At 68.9% G+C, this 25,067-nt stretch carries 18 protein-coding genes and 1 pseudogene; 3 read left to right on the forward strand and 16 right to left on the reverse strand.

What is annotated here, in order from left to right; genetic code table 11:
• Nucleotides 1–128 precede the first annotated feature (128 nt).
• The 7 genes from EMA17_RS31110 to lysA form a co-directional block, all read right to left on the reverse strand.
• Entirely contained in the window at nt 129–1,859 is a 1,731-nt protein-coding gene (locus tag EMA17_RS31110) for an amidase (RefSeq protein ID WP_126640478.1), read from the reverse strand.
• Nucleotides 1,856–2,893, reverse strand: a complete 1,038-nt coding sequence (locus EMA17_RS31115) for an agmatine deiminase family protein (RefSeq protein WP_246127012.1) — start codon at nt 2,891–2,893, stop codon at nt 1,856–1,858. Before EMA17_RS31115 ends, EMA17_RS31110 begins: the two co-directional genes overlap by 4 nt.
• Nucleotides 2,894–2,970: 77 nt before the next feature.
• Entirely contained in the window at nt 2,971–5,988 is a 3,018-nt protein-coding gene (locus tag EMA17_RS31120) for an aminotransferase (RefSeq protein WP_126640525.1), read from the reverse strand.
• A 5-nt stretch (nt 5,989–5,993) separates the two neighbouring features.
• Nucleotides 5,994–7,046 (reverse strand): dipeptidase, encoded by a 1,053-nt coding sequence (locus EMA17_RS31125; RefSeq protein WP_126640480.1) that lies wholly within the window; start codon nt 7,044–7,046, stop codon nt 5,994–5,996.
• Nucleotides 7,047–7,167: 121 nt separating this feature from the next.
• The gene (locus EMA17_RS31130) at nt 7,168–8,565 is read right to left on the reverse strand and encodes a serine hydrolase domain-containing protein (RefSeq protein WP_126640481.1); all 1,398 of its coding nucleotides are present in this window, start codon (nt 8,563–8,565) and stop codon (nt 7,168–7,170) included.
• A gap of 54 nt (nt 8,566–8,619) precedes the next feature.
• On the reverse strand, nt 8,620–10,227 hold the full coding sequence (locus tag EMA17_RS31135) for an N-acyl-D-amino-acid deacylase family protein (RefSeq protein WP_126640482.1): 1,608 nt from the start codon (nt 10,225–10,227) through the stop codon (nt 8,620–8,622).
• Between the two features lies 1 nt (nt 10,228).
• Nucleotides 10,229–11,542: a diaminopimelate decarboxylase gene (gene lysA / locus EMA17_RS31140; RefSeq protein ID WP_126640483.1), complete on the reverse strand. Its 1,314-nt coding sequence runs from the start codon at nt 11,540–11,542 to the stop codon at nt 10,229–10,231.
• 83 nt (nt 11,543–11,625) lie between these two features.
• Between lysA and EMA17_RS31145 the strand changes: the two genes are divergently transcribed.
• Nucleotides 11,626–13,227, forward strand: coding sequence for a PucR family transcriptional regulator (locus EMA17_RS31145; RefSeq protein WP_126640484.1), 1,602 nt, complete (start codon nt 11,626–11,628; stop codon nt 13,225–13,227).
• Nucleotides 13,228–13,278: 51 nt separating this feature from the next.
• Here EMA17_RS31145 and EMA17_RS31150 read toward each other — a convergent pair whose 3' ends face one another.
• The 7 genes and pseudogenes from EMA17_RS31150 to EMA17_RS31180 all read right to left on the reverse strand — a co-directional run bounded on the left by EMA17_RS31150 (nt 13,279) and on the right by EMA17_RS31180 (nt 21,066).
• Complete coding sequence (locus EMA17_RS31150; protein WP_371863063.1) at nt 13,279–14,766, reverse strand: aminotransferase class I/II-fold pyridoxal phosphate-dependent enzyme; 1,488 nt, start codon at nt 14,764–14,766, stop codon at nt 13,279–13,281.
• Nucleotides 14,654–15,629, reverse strand: a pseudogene (locus tag EMA17_RS31155) (ABC transporter ATP-binding protein); the annotation flags it as partial. The gene EMA17_RS31150 and the pseudogene EMA17_RS31155, both read right to left, overlap by 113 nt.
• Nucleotides 15,614–16,615, reverse strand: coding sequence for an ABC transporter ATP-binding protein (locus EMA17_RS31160; protein ID WP_126640487.1), 1,002 nt, complete (start codon nt 16,613–16,615; stop codon nt 15,614–15,616). The pseudogene EMA17_RS31155 and the gene EMA17_RS31160, both read right to left, overlap by 16 nt.
• A complete protein-coding gene (locus tag EMA17_RS31165; protein ID WP_126640488.1) occupies nt 16,612–17,532 on the reverse strand; it encodes an ABC transporter permease in 921 nt (306 codons plus the stop codon). The genes EMA17_RS31160 and EMA17_RS31165 overlap by 4 nt, the downstream gene beginning before the upstream one ends.
• Entirely contained in the window at nt 17,529–18,620 is a 1,092-nt protein-coding gene (locus tag EMA17_RS31170; RefSeq protein WP_246127013.1) for an ABC transporter permease, read from the reverse strand. The genes EMA17_RS31165 and EMA17_RS31170 overlap by 4 nt, the downstream gene beginning before the upstream one ends.
• Nucleotides 18,587–20,389: an ABC transporter substrate-binding protein gene (locus EMA17_RS31175; RefSeq protein ID WP_160161628.1), complete on the reverse strand. Its 1,803-nt coding sequence runs from the start codon at nt 20,387–20,389 to the stop codon at nt 18,587–18,589. The genes EMA17_RS31170 and EMA17_RS31175 overlap by 34 nt, the downstream gene beginning before the upstream one ends.
• A gap of 455 nt (nt 20,390–20,844) precedes the next feature.
• On the reverse strand, nt 20,845–21,066 hold the full coding sequence (locus EMA17_RS31180; protein ID WP_126640490.1) for a type II toxin-antitoxin system HicA family toxin: 222 nt from the start codon (nt 21,064–21,066) through the stop codon (nt 20,845–20,847).
• A 189-nt stretch (nt 21,067–21,255) separates the two neighbouring features.
• On the opposite strand from EMA17_RS31180, the gene EMA17_RS31185 reads away from it, so the two are divergent.
• Together EMA17_RS31185 and EMA17_RS31190 are read left to right on the forward strand one after the other, a co-directional pair.
• Nucleotides 21,256–21,921: a hypothetical protein gene (locus EMA17_RS31185; protein WP_126640491.1), complete on the forward strand. Its 666-nt coding sequence runs from the start codon at nt 21,256–21,258 to the stop codon at nt 21,919–21,921.
• A gap of 51 nt (nt 21,922–21,972) precedes the next feature.
• Complete coding sequence (locus tag EMA17_RS31190; protein ID WP_126640492.1) at nt 21,973–22,530, forward strand: hypothetical protein; 558 nt, start codon at nt 21,973–21,975, stop codon at nt 22,528–22,530.
• A gap of 184 nt (nt 22,531–22,714) precedes the next feature.
• Here EMA17_RS31190 and EMA17_RS31195 read toward each other — a convergent pair whose 3' ends face one another.
• Nucleotides 22,715–23,593 carry a hypothetical protein gene (locus tag EMA17_RS31195; RefSeq protein ID WP_126640493.1) on the reverse strand — a complete coding sequence of 293 codons (879 nt, stop codon included), beginning with the start codon at nt 23,591–23,593 and terminating at the stop codon, nt 22,715–22,717.
• 65 nt (nt 23,594–23,658) lie between these two features.
• Nucleotides 23,659–24,189 carry a SigE family RNA polymerase sigma factor gene (locus EMA17_RS31200; RefSeq protein ID WP_126640494.1) on the reverse strand — a complete coding sequence of 177 codons (531 nt, stop codon included), beginning with the start codon at nt 24,187–24,189 and terminating at the stop codon, nt 23,659–23,661.
• Between the last annotated feature and the right edge of the window lie 878 nt (nt 24,190–25,067).

Here is a 25,067-nt window from a genome sequence, read left to right on the forward strand (position 1 = left end):
CCCGGCAGCCTTCGCGGCGTCACCCGAGCGGACCGTCCGACGGATGGTCGGGAAAGCGGAAACGGCCCCCGACCGGCGGGAACGAGGACCATCGAGGTCCCCGTTCCCGGCCCGGTCGGGATGCGGGCTCAGCCTCGGTCGAGCGGAGGCGTGCGCGGCGGCGACGTACGCCTTTCCCCCGTCGCCTCGAACGCGGCGGCGATCGCGAGGAGCATGGTGTCGTCGTAGGCGCGTCCGGCGAATGTGAGCCCGACCGGCATTCCGATGTCGTGCATCGTCCCCATGGGCACGGTGATCGTGGGGATGCCGAGGTGGCGTGGGACGAGGTTGCCGTTGGCCACCCATACCCCGTTCCGCCAGCCCGGATCGGCCGATGCCGGGTCGACGTCCATGTTCGCGCGGCCGACATCCGCGACAGCCGGGAAGACGACCCCGTCGAGTTCCCACTCGTCCATCCACGCTTCGAGGTCGATGAGCCTGGTCTCCTCCAACCCCCGCAGACCCGCTTCCAGTTCGGGAATGTCCGTGAACGCCGCGTACGCGTGCTCGCGCACCCGTCGGGGATACTCGGCGATGTCGTCGTCGAAGCCGGTGTAGCGGTCCGGCAGGGCGCCGACCGGGTGGGGAAAGATCGTCGCGCCGTCGACGCCCGCGAGGGTCGACAGCGCGGGATCGCCATTGGCTCGGAGGAAGTCTTCCCATGCCCACGCCGAGAGATCGACGATCTCCCGGATGAGGAACGCGGGATCGACGAGTCCTCGGGTCTTCACCGAGGGAGCGCCGGGCCGGTCGCCTTCGTAGTTCGAGACGACCGGGAAATCGACCTCGACCACGTCTGCTCCGGCCGCTTCGAGATCGCGGCGAGCCGCGTTCCACAACTCGACCACCGACGCGCGGGTATCGATGCGCTGCCCCGTGGGACCGCCGATTCCTCCGTCGGGGTTCGTGCCGGCGCCGGGGTCGGCGTTGATGTACATCGCCGGGACGCCGAGGCGGAGTCCGGAAAGCGTGCGGTTCGCGGCCACCGCGTCCGCGGGCGCGAGAGACGGATACGCCTTCGGGCGCACATCGGAAGCGGCGGGAAGCGAGATCCAGGGCTGGGCTCGCCAGAAGTCGCCGCGACTGTCCTGGTCGTCGCCGACGACCACATCCAGCACTTCGAGCATGTCGGCCATGGTGCGCGTGTGCGGGACCACGACATCCATCGTGGGCACGAGCGGCCAGTTGCCGCGTACCGAGATCACACCGCGAGAGGGCGTGTACGCGCACAACGCGTTGTTCGAGGCGGGAGTCCGGCCCGACGACCATGTCTCTTCGGCCAGGCCGAACGCCGCGAACGAGGCGGCCGTGGCGGTTCCCGACCCGTTGGACGACCCCGAGCCGAATCCGCTCGTCAACCAGTCGGCGCTGTAGGGACTTTCCGCGCGGCCGTACACGCCTCGCTGCATGCCGCCGTTGGCCATCGGCGGCATGTTCGTCAGGCCGAGACAGATCGCTCCGCCGGCTCGCAGCCGTTCGATCGTGTACGCGTCACGCTGCGCGACGAGGTCGGCGAAGGCCGGGCTGCCGCACGCCGCGGTCAGACCGCGGACGAGGAAGCTGTCCTTCGCCGTGTAGGGGATTCCGTCCAGCGGCCCCCGGACTTCACGTCGCGCCCGGCGCTCGTCGGACGCACGGGCCTCGTCGAGGGCTTCGGGATTGATGACGACCATGGCGTTGAGAGCCGTTGCGCTCTCCGGCCGGTCGTACGCCGCGATGCGTGCGAGGTACGCGTTCACGAGGTCCACGGACCGCGCGGTACCGGATTCGAGGGCGTGGCGCAGCTCTGCGATGGATGCCTCGTAGACCTCGAATGTCATCGGGCGACCTCCTCTGGGGTGAGAGCGGGCTGCTGCTGGGTGATGCAGTGAATACCCCCGCCGCGGGCGAAGATCGCCCGAGAATCGACGGTGACGGCACGCCGTCCGGGATAGGCCGATTCGAGGATTTCACGAGCGGCGCGGTCCGCTCGGTCGTCGCCGAATCCGCACGCAACGATTCCTCCGTTGACCACGAGGTGGTTGACGTAGGAGTAGTCCACGAAACCGTCCTCGTCGCGGATGGCCGCGGGCGCCGGGAGTTCGATGATCCGGAACCGGCGGCCGGCGGCGTCCGTCTCTTCCGAGAGCCGAGCGCGCAGGTCGCGGGTCACGGCGAAGTCGGGGTGTTCGGGATCGGTCTGCGTGTGCAGCAGCAGCACACCGGGGGAGGGGATCGTCGCGACCATGTCGACGTGGCCCTTCGTTCCGAACAGCTCGTAGTCGCGCGTCAACCCCCGGGCCAGCCAGATGACCTTGGTCGCCCCGAGCGTGCGCATGAACTCCGCCTCGACGTGCTCCCGGTGTGCGAACGGGTTGCGTCGGGGATCGAGCTGGACCGTCTTCGTCGCCAGCACCGTGCCCTCGCCGTCGACGTGGATGCCGCCGCCCTCGTTCACCAGCAGGGATCGCACGGCTTCGGCGCCGACCAGATCGGTCACCCGGCGGGCGATGTCGGCGGACAGGCGCCACTCGGACCACTCCGGGTCGCCCCAGCCGTTGAAGATCCAGTCGACGGCGCCGAGCACGCCCGGACGTTCGTCGTCGACGACGAACGTCGGGCCGAAGTCCCGCATCCAGAACTCGTCGAGAGGAGCCTCGACGATCTCGATGTGTCCGCCCAGCATGCGCCTCGCGCGCTCCCGCTCGGTCGGATCGACGACCATGGTCACCGGTTCGAAGTCGGCGATCGTGTGCGCGACGGTGGTCCAGGAGTCGTAACCCGTCTGCTTGAACGTGTCGCCTTCCCCCAGGTTGCGGCCTTCACGGGGGAAGGCCATCCATGTGCGCGCATGGGGGGCGGTCTCGGACGGCATGCGCCATGTCATCGTGTTCTCCGAAGTGGTCGCGTGGTGAGCGATCCGCGTGAGGTGGTCGTGTATCGCACGTGTCGTCACCATCCCTCGGTGAGGACACGATCGAGAGCGGCGACCGCGTAGTCGGCGCTCTCGGCCGTGATGCACAGGGGCGGTTTGACCTTCAGAACGTTCGATCGTTCCGACGTGGTCAGGACGATCACGCCGAGTTCCCTCAGCCGTTCGCAGATCGCCGCGGCTTCCTGCGCCGCCGGTTCGAGGGTGTCCCGGTCGCGGACCAGTTCCACGCCGAGATAAAGACCTTCGCCGTGGATCGGCCCGATGATCCCGTGCCGTTCCGCGAGCGCCCGGAAACCGGCCGCGAGGCGACGACCGATCTCCCGCGCGTTCCGTTGCGTGCCCTCGGCCTCCATGGCGTCGAGCACCGCGAGCCCGACGCGGCACGAGAGCGGGTTTCCACCGGTCGAGGAGAAGAACTGCCCCTGGGAGGTGAGGGCATCGGCCACGGCCCGCGAGGTGATGACTCCGCCGATGGGGAAACCGTTGCCCATCGGCTTCGCGATGGCGATGAGGTCCGGGATGACCGCGGACCGCTCGAATCCCCAGAAGCCCGACCCCGTGCGCCCGAAGCCGACCTGGACCTCATCGGCGATGCACAGGCCGCCCGCCGCGCGTACCCGCGCGTAGGCATCGGCGAGGTATCCCTCCGGCAGCAGGACTCCGCCGGCGTTGCCGAGCACCGATTCGCAGATGAATCCGGCCGCCGGGCGGCCACGGCGGGCGAGCCGGTCGAGATCGGCTCCGAGATCCGCGGCGTAGCGAGCGCCGACCGACCGGTCCTCCGCCGCGCCCCGGTAGGTACCGCGGAAGCGGTTGGGAACGTCCGCGACGTGAACCCACTCGGGGCGTGTATCGAGAGCGTACGGGTTGTCGTACGCGCTGGTGGTGACCGCGTCACCGGCCGTCGTCCAGCCGTGATAGGCCTCCCGGAGTGCGACGACGGTCTTGCGGCCGGTCGCCGCTTGCACGAGCCGCAGGGCGAGATCGACGGCCTCGGATCCGGAGTTCACGAGCATGACGGTGTCGAGCGGCGAATCCGGCGGAAGCAGCGCGAGAAGCCGCTCACTGTATTCGGCCAACTCGTGGTAGAGAAAGCGCGAGTTCGTGTTGAGGATGCGAATCTGCCGGTCGACGGCGTCGGCGACACCCGGGTGCCCGTGCCCGAGGCCGGCCACGTTGTTGACGAGATCGACGTAGGCGCGGCCGGTGGTGTCGACGAGGTGGTGACGCCAACCGCGTTGGATCTGCATCGGATGCTCGTAGTAGCGCTCCTGGGCGCCGGCGAGGATCTGCTCGCGGCGTCGCTGTTCGTCGGCCGACGTGTCCCGCTCGGCCCGCGAAGGGAGGCCGAGCAGACCGGCCGGGTCGTGGGCGAGGGCCGACCATGCCGGTACCCGCTCCGGCGTGACCAGTCCCGAACGCCCGGTGTCCGGTTCCTTGACCGCGTCGACGGGCGGCGACGCGCCTTCGACCGCGTCGGCGCGAACGAGGGTGACGCAGAGGCGGCGGGATTCCGACGCGGAGGGGAGCACGCCCACGCGCGTTCCCGGCGCAAGGACGCTGTTCACTTCGACATCGACGGAAAAACCGTCGATGTCGAGATACCGACCGTCGCCGAGGCGGAGCCTGACGCCGTGCTCGCCCGCGGCGGACACGGTGGCCTCGACGGGAGTCGTCACCGCGAGCCGGGGCCCTGGGGCGACATGCAGTTCCGTGCCGATGGGCCAGGTCGCCGCGGCGTTTGGGGAGTCGATCGTCGTGCGGGTGAGGCGGTAGACGCCGAACGGAAGCACCGCGACCGCGGAGCCACCGGCGAGGGCTCGCGCCACGAGGCGATCCTCCGCGTCGGCGTCGAGCCACCGCCCGGCATCCAGCAACCGGCTCTCCACCCCGGCGTCCACCACGACAACGTCGCCGTCGATCTCCGGCAGCAGGGAGCGCACGGGCGAGGACCGGGCGCGTTTCGCGTCGGGCTCGGGGGCGTCCGCGCCGAGGCGATCCGGCACCGCGAGCGGGTCGGCGGGGCGAAGACGCCCGGTGACGTGCTCGACGGCCTCGGCGAGCGGCAGGGACGTCGCCGCGTCGAAGATCGCCTGCTCGACGCGGATTCGGTCGCGTGCGTACGCGTTGTCGCCGTCGATCTCCAGTTGCCGCCATCCGCCGGCGACGAGGATGGCGCCGCGCAGGACGACGAGCGGCCACAGGGCTCGTGCCTCGGCGTGCGACAGCGGCGCACGGGAATGGAACGCCTCGACCGCGTCGAGCACGCGCAGCGGACGCGCCGGTTCGTGATGCAGCAGCGACGACGCCGTGACCGCGAGCTCCGCGACCCGCCAGCCATGGGCGAGATCACCGAGATCGAGCACGACGCGCGGGTGCAGACGGCCGTCCTCCCCGCGTATCCCCATGACGTTGTCGTCGGTGAGATCACCGTGGATCGCTTGGACCGGCAGGTCGCTCGCGACTTCGTCGAGGACGGATCGGGCCTCGTCGGCAGCGGCGGTCACGCGACGACGGAGCGCGCGATCGCGGATCGCGGGCGCACACCTCTCGACTTCCCGATGCGCGACCGCCATCACCCACATGTGCTCGCGGTCGAGTCCCGGATGCGCGAGATTCGCGAGCGCGTTCACCGACGAGGCCGCGAGAGCGCCGAACTCCCGCAGCACCACGGGGGCGAGGTAACCCGCGTCGAGCATCGGTGCGCCGTCCACGAACTCGCTGCGCCGGACGGCGTATCCGCCGCCACCGCGCTGGGTCAGCTCCCCGTTCGAACCGGCCAGGACGAACGGAACGGGGACACCCGCGGCGCGATAGGCGTCCAGCGCGGCGTGCTGGGCATCGCGGGCGTCGTCCCCGAAGGCCGGGTTGTCGATCCGCAGCACGCTGCGCGTTCCGTCGGGTTCGCGCAGGAGGAAATTGCGGTCCTGGTTGCTGCCCAGCTCGCGCGCCACCGCCTCGATGCCGTAGCAGTCCCGCGCGATGGTCTCCGCGTCCCTTTCGGAGACGGCCGGCCGCGCCAACGTGCTGTGCATGTCGTTCACGCGGTCCACGTCCCGCCGCCGTCGGAGGCGCCGTGGAGGAAGGAGAGGTGATCCGCGTCCGAGGCCTCCAGCACGCGCAGGATGTTGCCGTGGGCGAGGCGCTCGAGGTCGGGTTCGCTCCAGCCGCGGCGGCGAAGCTCGTGCAGAAGCTCCTGGTAGCACGAGACGTCTTCGAGACCTTCCGGCATCCGGTCGGTTCCGTCGTAGTCGGCACCGATGCCCACCGCGTGCACGCCCGCGACCTCGCGCACGTGCTCGATGTGATCGGCTGCGTCGGCGACGCCCACCGGGGGCATCTCCCCCTGCTCACCGGCCCGTTCCCACGCGTGGCAGTCGGCTGTGAGGAACGACGGGACGAAGGCGACCATGACGACGCCCTCGGCGGCCCCGATATCGGCCAGAACATCGTCGGGGACGTTGCGGGGGTGGTCGCAGATCCGGCGGGCGCCCGAGTGGCTCACGATCACGGGCCGCGTGCTCACGGCGAGCGCGTCACGCATCGTCGCCGGGGAGACGTGGGCGAGATCGACCAGGACGCCGATCCGGTTCATCTCCCTGACGACATCCCGCCCGAAGTCGGTGAGGCCTCCGTGCCGTGCGTCGTCCGTCGCCGAGTCCGCCCAGTGCGTGGTCCGTGACCAGGTGAGGGTGAGATAGCGCGCCCCGAGCCGGGCGTACTGACGCAGCACGGCGAGCGAGCCACCCAGTTGCGCCCCGCCCTCGACCCCGATCAGGGAGGCGATTCGCCCCTCGTCGAAGGCGGCGCGTACATCCGCCGCCGTCCGGGCGAACCGCAGCCGAGTGGGGTAGGAGTCGACGAGACGGTGGACGAAGTCGATCTGCTCGAGCGTCGCCGTCACCTGATCCGCGCCCACGAGTTCCGGATCGACCCATACCGACCAGAACTGTCCGCCGACGCCGCCGGCCGTCAGCCGTGGGAGATCGGTGTGCAGCTCCGGCACGTGCCGGTCAAGTCCCGCCGAGGCGTATCCGTGGTGTTCGCGACGCGCCCACGCGAGGTCGTTGTGCCCGTCGATGACCGGAATCATCCGAGACATACCTTTCTCTGGTTCCGACGTCGTCCCGGTGCTTGGCGAGCGCGGAGGGCGGAGCACCGAGGACATGGGCCGACGACGAACCGCTCGCCCCGGCGGTGTCGCGGAACGGACGTCACGGGGTGAACGTCCGGTACAGCGGGTACCCCGACAGCGTCGCCCGGGTCGCCTTGCCGTCGAGGACGACGTCGAAAACCAGCCGCTCCGGTGAACGCTCGTCCTCACCGATGCGGAAGCCGCCGTCGGGCAGCGGAACCAGCGGCTCGCCGAGGTCGCTCGCGAAGTCGCCCTGCCAGACCCAGAGACGGCCTCCGCTGCACTGCACCCGGATGTTGGAAAGCCACGGGTTGTAGCCGCGGTAGTGGCCGACGACGGACTGCCATTTCGCGGGCGGCTCCTCGATGACGCTCGGCTCCCGCGGCGCTTCCTCGATCGCGGACTCGGGCAGCACGAGCGCCGGCGACGGCCGACCGGACAGCGCGGCGTCGACCCAATCGATCGCGAAGTGGGCGACGTCCGACCAGGCTCCGCTGCCGTTCGCGAGGACGACGGCGCCGAGACCCCGTTCGCGGTCGCAGACGAGAGCGGCGTTGTAGCCGACCATTCCTCCGGTGTGCGCGACGTACTCGCGGCCCGCACGCCGGTACACGTACATGCCGAGCCCGTAGGTGTAGGGCGGTTCCTCGGCCTCGACGCAGTCCGTGGTCATCTCGTGCAGGCTTTCGGTCCGCAGGACGGAGGCGTCGCCCGGGCCGCTGCCGTTCCCCAGCAGGAGTCGTATCCACGCGGTCATCTCCGAGGGCGTGGAGGCGATGCTGCCGTCGGCGGTGGCCGTCTCGAGCCAGTGCGCCGGTGCCAGTCCATCGGCGCGCCGAGGCGCCCGGTCGTCGTAGAAGGGACCGTAGCCGACGGCGAGACGGCGGCGTGTGTCGTGCGTGATCGCCGCGTGCGATCCGGTCATGCCGAGCGGAGCGAGCAGGTGCTCGGCGAGTACTTGCTCGTAGGGCCGGCCGTGGACCGCCTGCAGAACGAGGCCGAGCGCCTTGTACCCCGTGTTGGAGTAGTAGTGCCAGGTGCCCGGTGGGGTCGTCGCCTCCGTGTCGCGGAGCGCCCAGACCTCGAACGCGGACTCGCCCGTGTACTCCGCGCCGCCGACGATGCCCGCCGTGTGGTTCAGCAGATGCCGGACGGTGATCGGCGCGAACCTCGACTTCACCGCGAACCAGGGCAGGTAGCGGGTCACCGGCGCGTCCAGGTCGAGCAGCCCGCTGTCACGTGCCTGAAGGATCAGTGCCGCCGTGAAACCCTTGGAGATCGAACCGATCTCGAAGAGCGTGTCGTCCCGCACGGGGCTCCCCGCGGCGAGGTCGGCGAATCCGATGGACGTCCGGGCGAGAACCCCGTTCCGGTCCGTGATCGCCAGGGAGAGGCCGGCCGCCCACGAGGTGTCCTCCAGCACCCCGCGAACGGCCTTGGTGAAGTCGGGAGCAAGGGTGATCTCGGTGATCGCCATGGTGTTCTTCTCCGTGAAGTGATGATGAATGGTGCGGGGGCGTCCTCGGGTACGTCAGCGCACGCCGCGCCGCAGTGCCCGACCCGCGAGTGCGCCCGTGGGGTTCCCGTCACGCAGTGCGAAGCGGCCGTTGACGAGCACGTGGCGCATTCCCGTGGCGTAGCGGTGGGGTTCGGAGTACGTCGCGTGATCCTGGACCGCGTCCGGATCGAAGATCGCGAGGTCGGCCCATTCGCCGGCCTCGACCCTGCCCCGTCCGACGAGTCTCAGCGTGTCCGCCGGCAGGCTCGTCATGCGACGCACGGCCTCCTCCAGCGTCAGCAGGCCGTCACGCACGTACGGACCGAGGACGCGCGCGAAGGAGCCGTAGGCGCGCGGGTGTGTCGGGGAGTCCGAGAACGGCGGCTCCGTCGAGGCCGCTTCGGCGTCGGAGCACACCCCCACCCACGGCTGTTCCAGACCGAGGCGGATGTTCTCCTCCGACATGCAGAAGTAGAGGGCCTCCCTGTGCGGGTCCTCGGCCACGAGGTCCAGGAGCGCTTCGAGGGGATCGTCGTAGCCGCGGAGGGCACTGAACCGCGCCAGCGTCTTTCCGGCAGCCTCGGCGTTCGAGCCGCGTCCGCCTTGGAGCAGGACTCCCTCGGCGCCGCCCGCGTCGAGATAGATGTTCTCCCACGTGTCGCCCGGCATCCGGATGTCCGCGATGATCCGCGCCCTGACAACCGGGTCGGCGATACGTTTCACCAGGGCTTCCTCTCCGCCGTCGAAGTACCACGGAGGAATGGACGCGGCCAGGCTCGTACCGCCTGCCTCGTAGGGATAGAGATCGGCGCCGATCTGCATCCCTTCCTCGCGCGCGTCCGCGATCAGGCGGATCGCTTCGGCCATCCGGTGCCAGTTGTCACGGCCGGAGGCCTTGAGGTGCCACACGTGTGCCCGGCCGGCGGACATCCGGGCGATGTCGATCACCTCGCGGACGGACTTCTCCAGATGCGCGGCCTCGTCCCTGATGTGTGAGATGTAGAGAGCGTCGTGTGCGCTCGCCACTGTCGCGTACGCGGCCAGCTCCTCGGTGGAGGCGTAGACGCCGGGGGCGTACAGGAGGGACGAGCCGACGCCGAGTGCGCCGGCGGCGAGTTCCTCGTCGAGGATGCCGCAGACCGATCGGAGTTCGTCGTCGGTGAGTTGCCGTTCGTCCGCGCCGGCGCGGATCGCACGGAGATTGTGGGCGCCGACGAAACTCGCGACGTTCGGTCCGACGCCGTCGGCCTCGAGGCTCTCCAGGAAGTCGTTCAACCGCGGGAAGGCGGTGCGGACTCCGTCCTCCCGGGGCGTGGGATCGACGATTTCGACGGCGCGGTCGATGATCGGGCCGAGCGAGTATCCCTCTCCGAAGACTTCCGTGGTGACGCCCTGATACAGGTCCGACAGGCCACGTGCATCCTGCTGCAGGGACTCGTACGCGTGGCTCAGGATGTTGATGAACCCCGGAGCGACCACGAGCCCGGTCGCGTCGAGCTCGCGTCGCCCGTCCGGCTCGATGTCCCCGACGTGAACGACGCGACCGTGCGAAACGGCGATGTCGGCGGTCCTGCGCGGCGCTCCGGTACCGTCGACGACGGTACCGCCGCGGATGATGAGGTCGTTCGTCACCTCGGGCACGTCACACCCCTTCCTCGGGGTCGAGGAGGTCGCGGCGGCGCAGATCCTCGTAGGTCTCGCGGCGGACCACCGCACGCGACCGCCCCTCGCCGACGAAGATCACCGGTGGCCGACGGGCACCGTTGTAGTTGTTCGACATGGTGTGGCAGTACGCCCCCGTCACGGGCACGGCCACGACGTCGCCGACCCGGGGTTCGCGCAGCGCCACGCCCGTGCTGATCCGGTCACCGGATTCGCAGTGCTTGCCGACGAGGTTCACGGCCTCTCCGCCGCCGACGCGGTTCACGACGGTCGCCTCGAACCTCTGCCCGTACAGGGAGACTTCGAGGTTGTCGCCCATACCCCCGTCGACCGCGACGAACGTCGGCCGTCCCTCCTTCACCGAGACGACCCGGTACAGCGTCAGCCCGCTTCGCGCCACGACGCTGCGGCCCGGCTCGATCAGCAACTGCGCGTGGAGCGGCAGATACTTCGTGGCGGCGCCGATGAGGCCGTCGAGCCATGCTTCGACGCTCGGCGGGGCGTCGTCATATGTATAGCGGACACCCAGACCGCCGCCCAGATCGTAGATGTCGAACTCGCCGTAGGAGGCGAGCGCTCGCACCGCCGCGACATAGGGTTCGACTTCGCATATCTGGCTTCCGATGTGCATGTGCAGACCGCGAAGATTCAGGTGCTCACTGGAACGGAGGCGAGTGATCGCCCGTTGGGCGTCCGCCCGCTGCAAACCGAACTTCGATCCCTGCTTTCCTGTCGCCAGCGCCTCATGTGTTTCGGCGGCGACATCGGGGAGCACCCGGATCAGCACGTCCTGGCGGCCGGTGACGATCTCTTCCAGCTTTGCGATGTCATCGAAGTTATCGATGACGATGAGCCCCACTCCCGCGTCGACCGCGGCCCGGAGTTCGTCCACCGACTTCGCGTTGCCGTGCATCACGATGCTGTCGGGTTCAACCCCCGCGCCGAGTGCGAGAACAAGCTCGCCGTCGCCCGCGACATCCGCTCCGAGTCCCGCTTCCGCGAGCGTCCGATAGACGGCTGTCGCCGGAAATGCTTTCGATGCGAAGACAACGCGCGAGTTCGGCCATCTGGCGGCCAGTGCCTCGCGGAACAATGTCGCCTGGCGGATCAGCGCGGTCTCGTCGAGCACGTAGGCAGGGGTGCCGAACCGCTGCGCGATATCCGTCAGCCGAACACCTCCCACGACCAGTTCGTCCTCGGCATCAACATATGTTCCCTCGGGGAACAATTCAATCAATGCGCGCGCGTCGTCGTTCGGATTTGTGTCTGATGCGTCGAGGGTCGACGTCGTCATATGAGTTCCCGCCTTCTGATTTACGATCAGGCTAGGGACTCGATCCGGGGCGAATCTGTAGCCGATGTGACTAGTATTCGCGTATGAGTTTGTCCGATCGGCCAGTAGCTGGCTGCTCCCTCGAGGAGCTCCTGCAGCGCGTTCTGCCGCTGCAGGTCACCGTTCTCGTCGAGTCGACCGACGCGGGCGCGCTTTTCGTGCGCAGTACCGTCATCGCGGGGCCGGGGGAGGCGCTACCCGATGTGTCGGGTGGCATCCTCCTCCTGGCGGGGCACGGCGACGTGCCGCAGATCGAGGCGTCGGTGCGGGAAGCCGCCGAGCGTGGGTTCGGTGCGGTGTTCCTGCGAGCGGGTGCGTCGGCGACGCCGACACTCCTGCGCACGGCGGCCGAGGCCGGGGTCGCGCTGATGTCCTTCGAGAGCGAGCTGAACTGGCGTGAGCTGGCCGCTCTGCTCGACACGGTGATCGAATCGCACTGGGCACCGTCCGATGGAGGACCCGCTGTCGGTGTCGAGGAGCTGTACGTGATCGCCGACGCGGTCGCGGCGACGATCGGCGGCTCGGTGTCGATCGAGGATCTCTCTCAGCGCGTCGTCGCCTACTCGAGCGTTCCGGGCCAGCGCATCGACGCGGTACGCAGCGAAGGCATCCTCGACCGCAGCGCCCCGCACGATCCGGGAGATCGGGAACGGTACGGGCGCATCCTGCGGTCCGACGGCGTGGTCAGGTTCGAGCGCAACGGCGACGAACTCGCGCGCGCGGCGATGGCCGTCAGGGCCGGCGACCTTCCGCTCGGCACGATCTGGGCGATCGAGGGCGAGCACGGCGTCAGCGCTCGTGACGAGGCCGCTCTGCGGCAGGGCGCTCAGCTGGCGGCATTGCACATGCTGCGTGCGCGCGGCACCCTCGAACTCCATCACGAACTCCGCGGCGACGCTCTGCGGTCGCTCATCGACGGAACGGGCAACGCGGATGTCGCGCGTACGCGGCTGCGTTTGCGGGACGATGTGCCCCGCGCGCTGCTCGCGTTCGGCTTCGGGGGCGCGGCGGCGGACCAGTCCGAATCCTCGGCGACGGCCCGCGCCGCACAAAATGTCGCACGCCAGATCACCGCGCTGCGCCCCGGCGCCTCGATCACGGTGTCCGGAGGGGTTGTCTACGTCCTCCTCGCCGACGAGAACGTCGGCTCTGTCGCGTCCTCCCTGGCCGAGTCGATCACCGGCATCCCGGGAGGCCGAGTGCGGCGGCTGTTCGGAGCGGTGGCCGTCGACCACGACGCGACGCGACCGCTCACGGACCTGCGCGCCGAGGCGGACGACGTGCTGGAGGCGCTCGTCGTCCGCTCGGACCGGCCCACCGCAACCCTGCGCGACGTCCGGGTGGACGTGATTCTGCGACACGTCGCGGCCGAACTGACGCGGACTCCCTGGCTGCGTGATGCGGAGATCGCCCGGATCTTCACCGCGTCGGCCCGCAACCGGGAGATCGCCGGCAGTGTGGCGGCGTGGTTCGAGGCACGGTTCGAGGTGAGCCGGGCGGCGCAGGCGCTCCAGGTCCACCCCAACACGCTGCGGTATCGGCTTCGCCGCTTCTCCGAACTGACGGGAGTGGACCTGGAGGACGCCGATTCGTGCCTGGGCGTCTGGTTGCAGCTGCGCACGCATTCAGGAGTCCGGGCCTCCTGACGCGGGGTGACCGAAGAGGCGCCGCGGTGCGATTTCCGAGAGCCGATGTCGCTACGGCTTCCCGATCACGCGAAAGCGGCTCACGTCGGGAAGCACGGCGCCTCGAACGTACCCGCCCGGTGAACGGGCGACCTGCATCAGGAAGTCGACGGCGGGCCGGGTGATTTCCTCGCCGGGCAGGATATTGGGGATGCCCGGAGGATACGCGGAAAGGGCGTCGGCGCTGGTCCGGCCCACCGCCTCGGTGTGCGGGACGACCTCGGACGGCGCGTAGAACGCGTCGCGCGGAGAGACCCGTGCCGCCCCGGGCGACGGCAGGTCCGCCGGGTCGCCGATCTCATGCGGCGCCGCGTCTTCTCGGGTTTGGAGGACGGCGTCGACGAGTCGGTCGAACGAGGTTCGTTTGCCGATCCCCACGAGCGGGACGAGGGTCGTGCGCGTCGCCATCTCCACCCAGATGCCGAAGTCGCGCGCCAACGTGAGCCGAAGGGCGTGCGCGTCCGCGCAGATCCCGCTGACGTCGATCGGCATGCGCAAAGGATCATGGTCGACGATGTCCGGGTGGGAGAAGAAGGTGTCCTCGATCAACGAGATTCCCTGCTCCGCCCGAACGCGCTCACGTGCCGCCGCCAGGGCACGCAGCGCGTCGTCGACCTGCGGTCCGCCCCGTTGAAGGTCGCGACGGGCGACGTCGATCGATCCGATCAGCAGTGAACTCTCACTCGTGGAGGCCGTCATGCGATAGGCCCGTTCGAGAGCGGGCTCCAGCGTGTCGGCGAGATCGGTGTCGCCGAGGTGCAGCACCGCGCTCTGGTGCAGGGACGACGTCATCTTGTGCGTACTCATGACGACGATGTCGGCGCCCTGCCGCACGGGGGAGAGGGGCAGGTCCGGGTGGAACCCGAAGTGGGCTCCCCAGGCGCAGTCGACGATGAGCGCGGCGCCCGCGTCGTGCGCCAACCGGGCGATGGCCGGTACGTCGGCGACCGCCCCGAAATAGCTCGGGCTCACGATGTAGACCGCTGTCACCGGCCCGGGATGGTCGGCGATCGCCTTCGCGACGGACGCCGGAGTGACACCGTGGGCGATGCCGTTGCGTATGTCCACGCCGGGCAGGGCGTAGGCCGGACGCAACCCGGCGAGGATGACACCGTCCACGACACTCGAGTGCGCGCTGCGCTGGATGACGATCCCGTCACCCAGCTGACTCACCGCGAGCGCCGCGAGCCGGTTGCCCTGCGAGGACCCGTTCGTGAGGAACCAGGTCCGCCGGGCGCCCCATGCCTCGGCGGCCATCCGATGGGCACGCTCGCGCGGGGAGTCTCTTCCGAGGTCGATGCCGTCGAGCAACTGTGTGACGTCGACGGCCAGCGCCCGTTCCCCGGCGAACTCCGCCTGCCCCGCGGCGAAACCGTCGCCGGTGGCACCGTGGCCGGGCACCATGAACGACACCGGCCCTCGGGAGGCGTGACGAAGCAACGCGTCGGCGTACGGTGCTTCGTCGTCCGCACCGGCCCGAGGAGGTCCGTCGTGGTGGATGGTCGGGTTCATCCTTCACTTTCCTTCATGGCCGGCTCGTGGCCCGTCCGGTGCTGTCCGCTCGGCAGCGCGGCCAGCAGCTCACGCGTGTAGGGGTGTTGCGGGTTCAGCAGTACTTCCTCGGTCGTGCCGACCTCGACCAGCCGTCCGGACTGCATCACCGCGACACGATCGGCGATGTTCCAGGCCAGGCCGAGATCGTGCGTGACGACCATGACGCTCAGGCGCATCTGTTCGCGCAACCGGAGGAAGAGGCCGAGGATCTCGCCGCGGAGGGACGCGTCGAGGCTTGCGACGGGCTCGTCGGCGATGATGGTCTCGGGTTCGACGGCGAGCGCACCGGCGATGAGGACGCGTTGACGCTGACCGCCGGAAAGCTCGTGAGGGTAGCTCAGGAAGAACTGCTCCGGCGGGCGCAGGCCGGCATTCGAGAGTGCTCGTGCGACGAGATCGACCTCGGTGACGTCCTCGCCGCGGGCGTTGTGCTCGGCGACGAGCCGGTGCAGCCGAATGCCCTCGGCCACCGACTCGTAGACCGAGTGCTTCGGGTTGAGCGCACCCGCCGGGTCCTGCATGACGAGTTGGACCCGGCGGCGGTAGCGGCGAAGTTCGGCGCCACCGGTGGGAAGCCGCTTGCCGAGAGCGGTCACCTCTCCGCTCGTGGGACGTTCGAGGCCGAGCAGCGCTCTGCTCAGCGTCGTTTTTCCGGAGCCCGACGCGCCGACCAACGCCAGGATCTCGCCGTCCCGGACCTCGAGGTCCACGCCGTCGACGGCACGGACCTCGCTGCGACCGCGGAGCGAGGGGAACGTGACATGGAGATCGGTCGCGCTCAACACGATGCGGTTCATCGGGCCACCGTCGATTCCGTACGGGCGATGCCCAGATCCTCGGCGCGCAGGCAGCCGGTTTTCCGGCCGTGCGCGTACCTGGCGAACTCCGGCTTGTGGACGAGGCATTCGCCGTCGACGGACGCGCACTGCGCGGCGAATTCCCGCTCTGCCGCGTCGTCGACGACGGTGACCGGATCGTCCGCGAGCCCCTGGGGCCGATACCTCGACGCCGGGTCGCCGATCGTGGGGAACGCGCCTGCGAGAGCCCGCGTATAGGGATGCCTCGCCTGCTCGAACACCCTCGGACCGGGAGCCTGCTCGATGATGCGGCCGCCGTGCATGACGACCACCTCGTCGCACACGCTCGACAGGACCGCGAGGTCGTGGCTGATCATCATCAGGCCGAGTTCGAGCTCGACCGCCAGGTTTCGAAGCAGGCGCAGGATCTGGGCCTGCACCTTCACGTCGAGCGCGGTGGTCGCCTCATCGGCGATCAGCAGCTTGGGGTCGCAGGCGAGCGCCATGGCGATCATGACGCGTTGCTTCTGTCCGCCCGAAAGCTGATGGGGGTAGCTGTGGGCGTGCTCCGCCGCGAGGCCCACCATGTCGAGCAGTTCGGCCACGCGGAGATCGCACGCGCGCCGCGTCGTCTCGGGTCGGTGGACGAGAATGGGTTCGGCGATCTGCTCGCCCACCGTCCGCACGGGGTTGAGCGAGTTCATCGCTCCCTGAAAGACGATCGCGGCATCCGACCAGCGCATGCGGCGCAGCGCGCCCCAGGTGAGCGAGTTGACGTCCTTGCCGCAGACCTCGACCCGCCCCTCCACGCCCGCCTTGCGGGGGTGGAGCCGCAGCACGGCGCTCGCGACCGTGGACTTTCCCGAGCCCGATTCGCCGGCGATGCCAAGCGAGCGGCCTTGGTCGAGGGAGAGGGAAACGCCGCGCACGGCGTCGATGTCTCCTCGGCTGGATCGGTACGTGACCCGAAGATCCTCGATCCTCAGCAGTGGGGTCATCGGCCCTCCTCGAGGCGCGGATTGACGATGTCCTCGAGCGCTTGGCCGGCCATCGTGAACGCGAGTACCACCGCGATGACGCAGATACCGGGCGGGAGCAGCGCCCACCACGCCCCCAGCGACACGGCGCCGGTGCCGAACGCCGCGTTGAGCATCGTGCCCCAGGAAACCGCTGTCGGGTCGCCGAAGCCGAGGAAGGACAGCGTGGTCTCGGCAAGAACCGACCCGGCGACCGTGAGTGTCGTGTTCGCGAACACGAGCGGCAGCACGTTGGGGAACACATGTTTCGACATGAGGTGCCAGGGCCCCGCGCCGAGCACCCGTGCTCGTTCCATGAACGGCCGTTCGCGCACCGAGAACGTCTGCGCCCGGATCACCAGCGCCGTCGCGGGCCAGCCGGTGATGCCGATCACCACGATGATCGAGAGCAAGGAGCCGCCCAGCAGGGTCGCCAGGACGAGGGCGAGGGGCAGGAACGGAATCACGATGAACCATTCGGTGAACCGGAAGAGGATGGTGCCCGCCCAGCCGTCCGACATCCCCGAGGCCATGCCGACGATGGTGCCGATCACCATCGAGATGACCGTGGCCATCAGGCCGACCAGAAGCGGAACGCGGGCCCCGAATATGAGAAGGGTGAGCACCGAACGTCCGTTGTCATCGGTACCGAGCGGATACTCCCGGCTCGGCGGTGCCAGGATCGGACCCGACGCGGAGCTCACGCGCAACGCATGGGAGTCGGCCAGCAGCGGCGCGAAGACCGCGACGACCGCGAAGACCAGGAGCACGGCGAGTCCGACCATGCCCGCCCGGTTCGCGCGGAACTTCGCCCACGTACGACCCCAGGCTTCGCGACGGAGCTTCCAACGGAGCGCTGTCGCGCTCGACCGTCGTGGGAGAGCGGGTGCTGTGGTCATGCTTTCACCCTCGGATCTTGGAGTGCGTAGATGAAGTTCGCCACCATGTTGGCGACCACGACCGCGGCGGAGAAAACGAGGAACAGCGCCTGCAGAAGCGGCAGATCGGGAATCCTCATGGCTTCGCTCGTGAGCAGTCCGAGCCCCGGGATGGAGAAGACGGTCTCGATGGTGATCGCACCACCCACGGTGAACGCCAGGTTGAGTGCGATGAGCGTGGTCAGGGGCAACCGGGCGTTCGGGAGGGCGTGCCGGCGCAGGACCTGCCGGTCGGAGAGCCCCTTGGCGCGCCCGGTGAGCAGGTAGTCCTCGCCCATCACGTCGAGCATCGACGACCGCATGATCATCGAGTACTCGGCGAGATACGTGACCGTCAGTGTCGTCGTCGGCAGGACGAGGTGCCAGATGGTGTCCGCGACGCCCTCGACGCTCATCGGCGCGACTCCGGGCGAATGGAGCCCGCCGATGGGGAAGACGCCGAAGACGGGGTTGGCGGCGAACACCATGAACAGCAACAGACCGAGCCACCACTCCGGCATGGAGTACATGACGGTCGCGAAGACCGATGTCGAGCGGTCGAACCGCCCGCCGTGCTTCCACGCCTGACGGCTGCCCAGTCGGCTGCCGAGCCAGATCGACAAAACCGTCGCCGGCAGGACGAGGAGGAGGGTCGGCCAGACGCGCTCCCCGATGAGCTCGGGGACCGGTTTGGAGTACTGGAAGGAAACGCCGAAGTCTCCCGTGAAGACCTGTTTCAGGTATTTGCCGAACTGCACCCACATCGATTCGTCGAGTCCCAGCCGGTGCCGGATCTCCTCCAGGTCCTCCGCGGTACGAGCCTTTCCTCGTCCCAGGGTCCGTTCGGGATGGGGATTGATCACCCGGAACAGGAAGAAGTTCACGACGATGACGAACATCAGCGCGAAAGCCGAACCGGCGAACTGCGTGAGCACGAACCTGCGGCTGAAGCGGCCGGCGAGCCGTGCACGTCGATGAGGAATGCCTGGTCCGACCGGCCCGTCGACGGGCGTGGTGGTGGAGATCGTTTGCGACGTCATTCCCGCTCCTCCGCTGTCGCTCGGCGCCATCGCGCTACCGCGAATCGCCCGAGTAGCCAGACCACGATCAGCGTTGCGAGGCTGCGGTAGACGACTGTGGCCGTTCGCGCCGTTCGGTCCGCACCCACGTCCTGAGCGGCACCATCGGTGGGCCTCAGGCTGTAGAGACTGGTGACGTCGGCCATGACGTCACCACCGGGCTGAAACGCGGAAGTCCATCCCGTCCACCGATCGCTGCGATACGCCTGCTGCGCCATCGGCTGTCCCATCACGATGTAGGGAGCGTCCCGGTACAGAACCTGCTGCATCTTCTTGACGATCTCGACGCGTTTGTCGTGGTCCAGTTCGTTTTTCTGTTCGGTGTACAGATCGTCGTATTCCTTGGAGCAGTACCAGCTGTCACTCTGAAGCGAGCGTTGGTCGCAGGTCAGGTAGACGAGCATCGCGTCGGGGTCGTCACTGAATCCCCAGCCCCACCAGAACATGTCATAATTCCCGCTCAGGATTTCGTCGGTCAGCTTGTCGGCCGTCATCGCGTCGATCTTGATGTCGAATCCGAGGTTCTGCATCCACTCGCGGACGAGTCGAGTGGCGAGAAGGGACGACTGGTCCGACGCGTCGACCGCGATCCGGAGCCGCGGTACCGAGCGGCCGTTCGGAAGGGTGCGCCTTCCGTCGGCGTTCAGCTTGTAGCCGGCCTCGTCGAGCCTCTTGGCGGCGAGTTTCGGATCGTACGTCGTGCCGTCTGCCGGCGGCTTCCACTGGAAGTCCGGGAAGCCGTCGGGGACGATCGTCCGCAGCGGTGACAGCCCTCCTTTGAACGCCTTGTGGGAAAGCTCCGCCGGATCGAAGGCGGTGGACAACGCGAAACGGAACTTCGGATCGAGAACCGCAGGGTTCGGATCACCGAGCGGATCGCCTGTCTTGGGGTCGGCAGAGCCCGAATTGAAACCCACTTCGACGAAGTTGCCGAGGAGTGGGAACTGATTGGCGACCATGTGCTGCCGACTCTTGAGCTTTCGAACCTGCAGTGCGTTCACGCTCGATGTATAGTCGATCTCCCCCTTTCGAATCGCCTGCATGATCGTGTCCTGTGCCTTGAAGAACCGCCAGTCGACGTAGGTGACCGGACTGAGCCCACGCCAGTTGCCGGGCCACGCTTCGAAGCGGTACAGCGAACTGCCCGACCCTCCCTCGAGAAGTCGGTAGGGCCCGGATGTCACCAAGCTTTTCGGGCCGAGCGGATACTGGTCGAGCCTGTCGTCGGGATAATGCTCGAAGATGTGCTTCGGGAGTATGGGGATCGGCATTTTGGGCAGCGTCGCGCTCGGCGCGCCGAGGCTCAGCTCGACGGTGCTGTCATCCGGGGCTTCCACGGATTTCACGTTGTCGAGATAATTTCCCCAGGTGCTGTTCCCCGGGCCACCCTCGAGCACGCGGCCGAGCGTATATGCCGCGTCGGCCGAGGTGAGCGGTTTCCCGTCGCTCCATTTGAGGCCGGGCCGCATGTGGTAGGTGACGGTGAGGCCGTCGGCCGCGACATCCCACGATTCGGCGAGCCCCGGTCCCTGTTCGGCGAGGGAATCGTGAGAGGGCGAGGTCAGCGCCTCGAACAGGTACGGTATGAGGGCGTACGAGTTGGCCAGGATGTATGTCAAGGGATTGAGCGTGTCGACCTCGCCCACCGCCCCCACGGTGAGCTTTCCGCCCGCGCCCGGCGTATCCGCGCCGCCGGGTCCCGACGCAACCGCATCGGTCCCGGACCGATGACCGGAAACTGCGGTGGAGGTGGTAAACATGCTGGTAAGGAATGCTGCAAGAGCTATCGCTGCCAGAGACGCGGTGGCGACTCGGGAGAAAGAGACTCGGGGGTGAAACCTACGACAACCTGATGCGGTTCTCCACGACATACTGGGCCTCCCTCACGCCGGCGACCGGCGTGTCCACGTCCTCGAAGGTGCGCCCTCGCGGCATGTGCGTTTTGTATTCCGATCAGTAGACCAGCCGATGCCCCGGGCATCTTTGGCGCTTCGGCCGAATTTGGCGCGGCAGATTTAGACCGACGGTCATATTTGCCCCGCTCGCGCGATCCTCACGGAGCGTGTCTCTTCGGTGGCATCGCCGGCCGACCGCTCCGAACTCGTCGACGCGGAGAAGACCCCTTTCGCATCGCCGACATGTGCCGATGGCTCGACGCCTCCCGCTCCGGACACCACGAACGGCGCACCCGCCCGCGATCCCGCGTGCGAGCGGGTCAGGACGATTGCGAGACCTGGCTCACTATGCGGTAGTACGTGCCTTTGGCCAGATGCGCGTGGTTGGGGACAACGACCGTCCGGCCGATGCCGTCGCGGAGCTTGCAGTGCGTGGCCACGTGCACCAGACGGAAGCCGCGGCCCTCGAGGAAGCGGATCAGGTCGGCCGCCGAACACGGATACCCCGGAGGCGGTGGTGCCGTGCGGACTCGTCGGGTCATGGAGGTCCTTCCGTCGACCCGGCGGCATCGGCGTACGACGCGACGCCGGGGAAGGGTGGGATGCCTCCAGTGAGCGCGTCCGGGCCCGCCCACATCGAGTCGGCCGGACGGTTTCGGCAAACCCCGGACAACCGCGAACCTTGCGCCGTTAGGCTCCGGACACATCCGGACACCCTGGGGGACGCGATCGTGAACGACGACGCAGACCGGGCGACCAAGGAATTCGCCGCATGGCTGCGCAGAGTCCATCGAGAACACGGCAAAGGCATCTCGGTACGCGCCATCGAACAGGCCACGACCAAGTCCGCGTCCGGTACGCGGGTTCCGCGTTCGACGATCTCGGCCGCGCTGAACGGTACGAACCTGCCCACGTACGACAACGCCATGGCGATCGTGCGGGCGATGAACGGGGACTCCGCGCTGCTTCGCGCATGCCACGAACGCTGGATCGCCGCGCGGGCCCGCAGGACCGGCGACGCTCCCGAGGCATCGGCCCCGAGCGACACGCGGAGCGCAGCGCCGGAAGCGGGGAACCCGGCGGTGCCCGAGCCCACTTCGGCCCCGTCACCTCCACCGCGGCCACGTCACCCGCCCGCACGACCGGGCGGAACGGGCCGGCGCCGCGGCCCGATCCTCGCCGCGGCCGGGGTGGCCCTGGCCCTGGCCGTGGTGCCGGCCGGTATCGGCATTCACGATCGGCTCGGGAACCGGTCCTCGCCGGGGGGCAAGGCCGGCGGGGGTGGCGCCTCGCCGGCGGCCGATCCGGACTTCACGGTCTCCACGCGGTTCATGCCGCAGGACGACAAGGGTCTGAGCGCCGTGAGCCGCGACGAATTCCGTCCGACGGCCGCGTAGCGGGAGACCATCACAAAGCCCTTCTCCCTCGGCCACCCGGAAGTCGCGCGGGTGATGGACGAGGCGGGAGCGATCACCCTGGACTCCGTCACGATCGGCATCACCCTGACCGGCGACGGCAGCCACGACGTCAACATCATCGACCTACAACCCGACATCGTCGAACGCACGGCACCGTGGTCGGGAACCTTCTTCTGCATTCCGCCCGAGGCGGGCACCCCGACCATGCAGATGGGCTTCGACCTGGACAGCCCGCGCCCGATTGCCCGGACGATCGAGACATTGATGCCCGATGTGGGGAAACCGGGGCGGCCGTTCTTCAACGAGAAGACCATCACCCTGAACAAGCACGAGCAACAGGTCGTCATCGCAAGGGCGTCCACCACGCGCAATCAGGTCGCCTTCCGCCTGCGCGTCACCTACATGCTGGGCCGGGTCCGCAAACAGGCCGTCATCGACGACGCCGGCCGTCCGTTTCGCGTCACCGCACTCAACCGGGTCGGCGCGGAAGACGTCTCATACCAACGGGTCTACGTCTCCGCGCCCGACTACTCCCTGCGCGACGTCGGAACCGGCAGGATGTCGACGTCCCAGGCGTGTCACTCCTGAGCGGATACACGGCCGGATCGGACGTGTCTCGGCCGCCACCGGGCGGCAGCGTGTCGCGAACCGGGCCCACGCCCGGTGACGCGCGGCAAAGCACGCACGTGCGGAGCTCGCAGGTCGCCTGCGGCGGTTCACGGGGCGCCCCGGCCGGGACCGGCGGGGCGCCCCGCGGTGCGTGCGGGTCGGGTCAGGGCCGCCCTGCCGGGCCGGACGAGGCGATCGGGAGCCGCGTCGGGCCCGGGGTGGGCAGGGTGGCGGGGTCGGCGGGCGGCGGCGGCACGTAGGCGGCGAGGATCGGCGCCCACGCCGGGTTCCTCAGGATGGACAGGGCCTGCTCGTCGGTCAGCGGCAAGGTGCTGCGGGTGGGCTTGCCGTTGTCCGACAGTTCGCCGTTTCCGTAGCTCAGTTCGACCATGGTCTCCCCGGTGACGTAGTTGACGCCCTTCCACGCGATGCCCTTGTCCGGAAAGGGCTTCTCGAAGGTGCCGAGCAGTGTTCCGTCCGGTGCGTTGCGGCAGCCGCCGAAGTTGTTCTCCTTGGGCTTGGGTCTGCCGTCGGTCGTGGTGCATCCGAAGAACCGTTTGCCCACCATGTGGAAGGTCACCTCGACCGCGCCCTGACCGGTGTCCCAGACCACCTTCGCGTAGAGACCGCCGTCGATGGCGGTGTTGGTCGTGACCTGCTTCGTCCCTTCGGGCAGCAGGCTCGTGATGATCGGACCGAGCTGCTCGGCGAGGGGATTCGGTGCCACCGGTTGCGCCGGCAGTTCGGGGTTCACTTCACCGATCCGTCCGTCGGCCCGGTGTGGCGACGGTTCCGCCGCGGGCCCCGTCTTGGCCGCGGGACTCGTCCCCAGCTGTGCCGCGCCCACCACGCCCGCCGCGATCACCCCCACCGCCAGGGCCGCGCCGACGGTCTGCCCCAAGGCGCGTCGCCGGGCCCGGCGGCGGCCGCCCTCGGCCGCCCGGGCAGCCAGCCCCGCGCCCGGAGGCATCGCCAATTCGTGCAGTTCGGCGCGCAGTTCGCTGCGGAACAGGTCTTCGGTCTCCACTACGTGCCCTTCCACGACGTCGATTCCCCCATGTGTGTCGTTGTGTCCGCCGCCGGCCGTTTCGCCGTGCGGCCGTTTCCTCACGGCCGCCCCTCGGCAGCGGCCTTGCGGGTCAACTCCGGCACGCGCTCGCGCAGCCTGGCGAGCGCGCGCATCGCGCCGGTCTTTACCGCGGACACGCCCATGCCCAGCCGCCGCGCGGTCTCCTCGACGCTGAGGTCCTCCCAGTACCGCAGCACCAGCAGGGCGCGGTCGCGTGGTTCGAGGGTGTGCAGCGCGTCGACGAGGGTGAGCCGCAGTTCGGGGTCGCCATGGGCGGGGGCGGGAGTGCGGGCCAGCGCGTCGGCATCCATGCCCGTCATCTCGCCGCTGCTTCGGCGGCGGCGCCCGTCCAGGAACGCGTTGACCAGGACGCGCTTGGCGTAGGCCTCCGGATACTCCTGCCGTTCGAGCTTCGGCCAAGCGACGTAGACCTTCTCCAGCGCGGTCTGCGCGAGGTCCTCGGCCAGATGCCAATCGCCGCAGAGCAGGTAGGCGGTGCGGCGCAGCACGCTCTGGTTCGCCTCGGCGAACTCGGCGAATCCGATGCGCTCCCTGTGGAACCAACCCATCCTTCTCCCCGCTCCGTCGGCGACCTCGCAGAGTCTTGACGTATCGAACCGCCGGTTCGGTTACACCCCTCCGATGCGGCGGTCGGGGTGCGGCCCGTGAAGGTATGGCGCTGCGGAGGTCGCCCGGGCGCCCCCAGTCGTCCCGGCATCGGTGGGGGCGCCACGGACCGTCGGCGTCGGTGGACCGACACGACACGACACGACCCGCACCGCACCGGGGCGCGGCGCCCGTCGGAGGGCTCGGCGCGACGACTGCCGGCGGTAACGAGGAGACGCCGGAGAAGGTCTCGACGCGCGACTACGACCCACGCGCCGACCGACCGATCAAGACGCGAGCTCCGGTACCGGATTCGCGGGATGTCGGCACGAAGTCGGCCGACCGGCTGCGCGGATCGGCTGATCGATCGCCGGTTGCCGGCGCGTGGCGCCGGTGTTGCGCGGCACCCCGGGTGATGGCCCGGCCCCACGTGGTGCGGCGGTCAGGCGCCTTGTCCGAGAGGCCCGGAGGCGGCTTCACCGCATTTCTTCCGTTCGATCAGGACCCGATATGGGTGCCTGATACGTCGCCTGATTCGTCGATCCCGTGATCTGTGGGTCGGTGTCAAGCTGTCTTGGTCAAGAGGAGGTTGGTCTCGTGCACCGGGGGTCGGGCATCGTGTCGGCGGCCGCGTTTAGAGTCTGTCCGACACATGGCGTCGGATTTCTCGGTGTCCCGTGCGTGCGATCGTAAGGCGCGGCGCAGGAGTTCGTACTCGGCCACGCTCGCGAGGCCCCGCGAATGCGCCGGTCACCGAGAAGCCCGACGCCGTGTGTCGGACGACCCCTGGAGCGCCGTCGACGCCGACGCCCGCGTCCGCGTCCGTTCGGACGGCGCCGCC

The organism is Embleya hyalina (assembly GCF_003967355.1).
Taxonomy (GTDB): domain Bacteria; phylum Actinomycetota; class Actinomycetes; order Streptomycetales; family Streptomycetaceae; genus Embleya; species Embleya hyalina.

Bases quoted from the DNA above. Each gene is read 5' to 3' on its own strand.
- EMA17_RS31145 (WP_126640484.1), top strand. From the start codon at position 11,626: ATGAGTTTGTCCGATCGGCCAGTAGCTGGCTGCTCCCTCGAGGAGCTC.
- EMA17_RS31115 (WP_246127012.1), bottom strand. From the start codon at position 2,893: ATGCCGTCCGAGACCGCCCCCCATGCGCGCACATGGATGGCCTTCCCC.
- EMA17_RS31180 (WP_126640490.1), bottom strand. From the start codon at position 21,066: ATGACCCGACGAGTCCGCACGGCACCACCGCCTCCGGGGTATCCGTGT.
- EMA17_RS31160 (WP_126640487.1), bottom strand. From the start codon at position 16,615: ATGACCCCACTGCTGAGGATCGAGGATCTTCGGGTCACGTACCGATCC.
- EMA17_RS31175 (WP_160161628.1), bottom strand. From the start codon at position 20,389: ATGTTTACCACCTCCACCGCAGTTTCCGGTCATCGGTCCGGGACCGAT.
- EMA17_RS31200 (WP_126640494.1), bottom strand. From the start codon at position 24,189: ATGGGTTGGTTCCACAGGGAGCGCATCGGATTCGCCGAGTTCGCCGAG.
- EMA17_RS31120 (WP_126640525.1), bottom strand. From the start codon at position 5,988: ATGCACAGCACGTTGGCGCGGCCGGCCGTCTCCGAAAGGGACGCGGAG.
- EMA17_RS31110 (WP_126640478.1), bottom strand. From the start codon at position 1,859: ATGACATTCGAGGTCTACGAGGCATCCATCGCAGAGCTGCGCCACGCC.
- EMA17_RS31130 (WP_126640481.1), bottom strand. From the start codon at position 8,565: ATGGCGATCACCGAGATCACCCTTGCTCCCGACTTCACCAAGGCCGTT.
- EMA17_RS31170 (WP_246127013.1), bottom strand. From the start codon at position 18,620: ATGGCGCCGAGCGACAGCGGAGGAGCGGGAATGACGTCGCAAACGATC.
- EMA17_RS31125 (WP_126640480.1), bottom strand. From the start codon at position 7,046: ATGATTCCGGTCATCGACGGGCACAACGACCTCGCGTGGGCGCGTCGC.
- EMA17_RS31165 (WP_126640488.1), bottom strand. From the start codon at position 17,532: ATGACCACAGCACCCGCTCTCCCACGACGGTCGAGCGCGACAGCGCTC.
- lysA (WP_126640483.1), bottom strand. From the start codon at position 11,542: ATGACGACGTCGACCCTCGACGCATCAGACACAAATCCGAACGACGAC.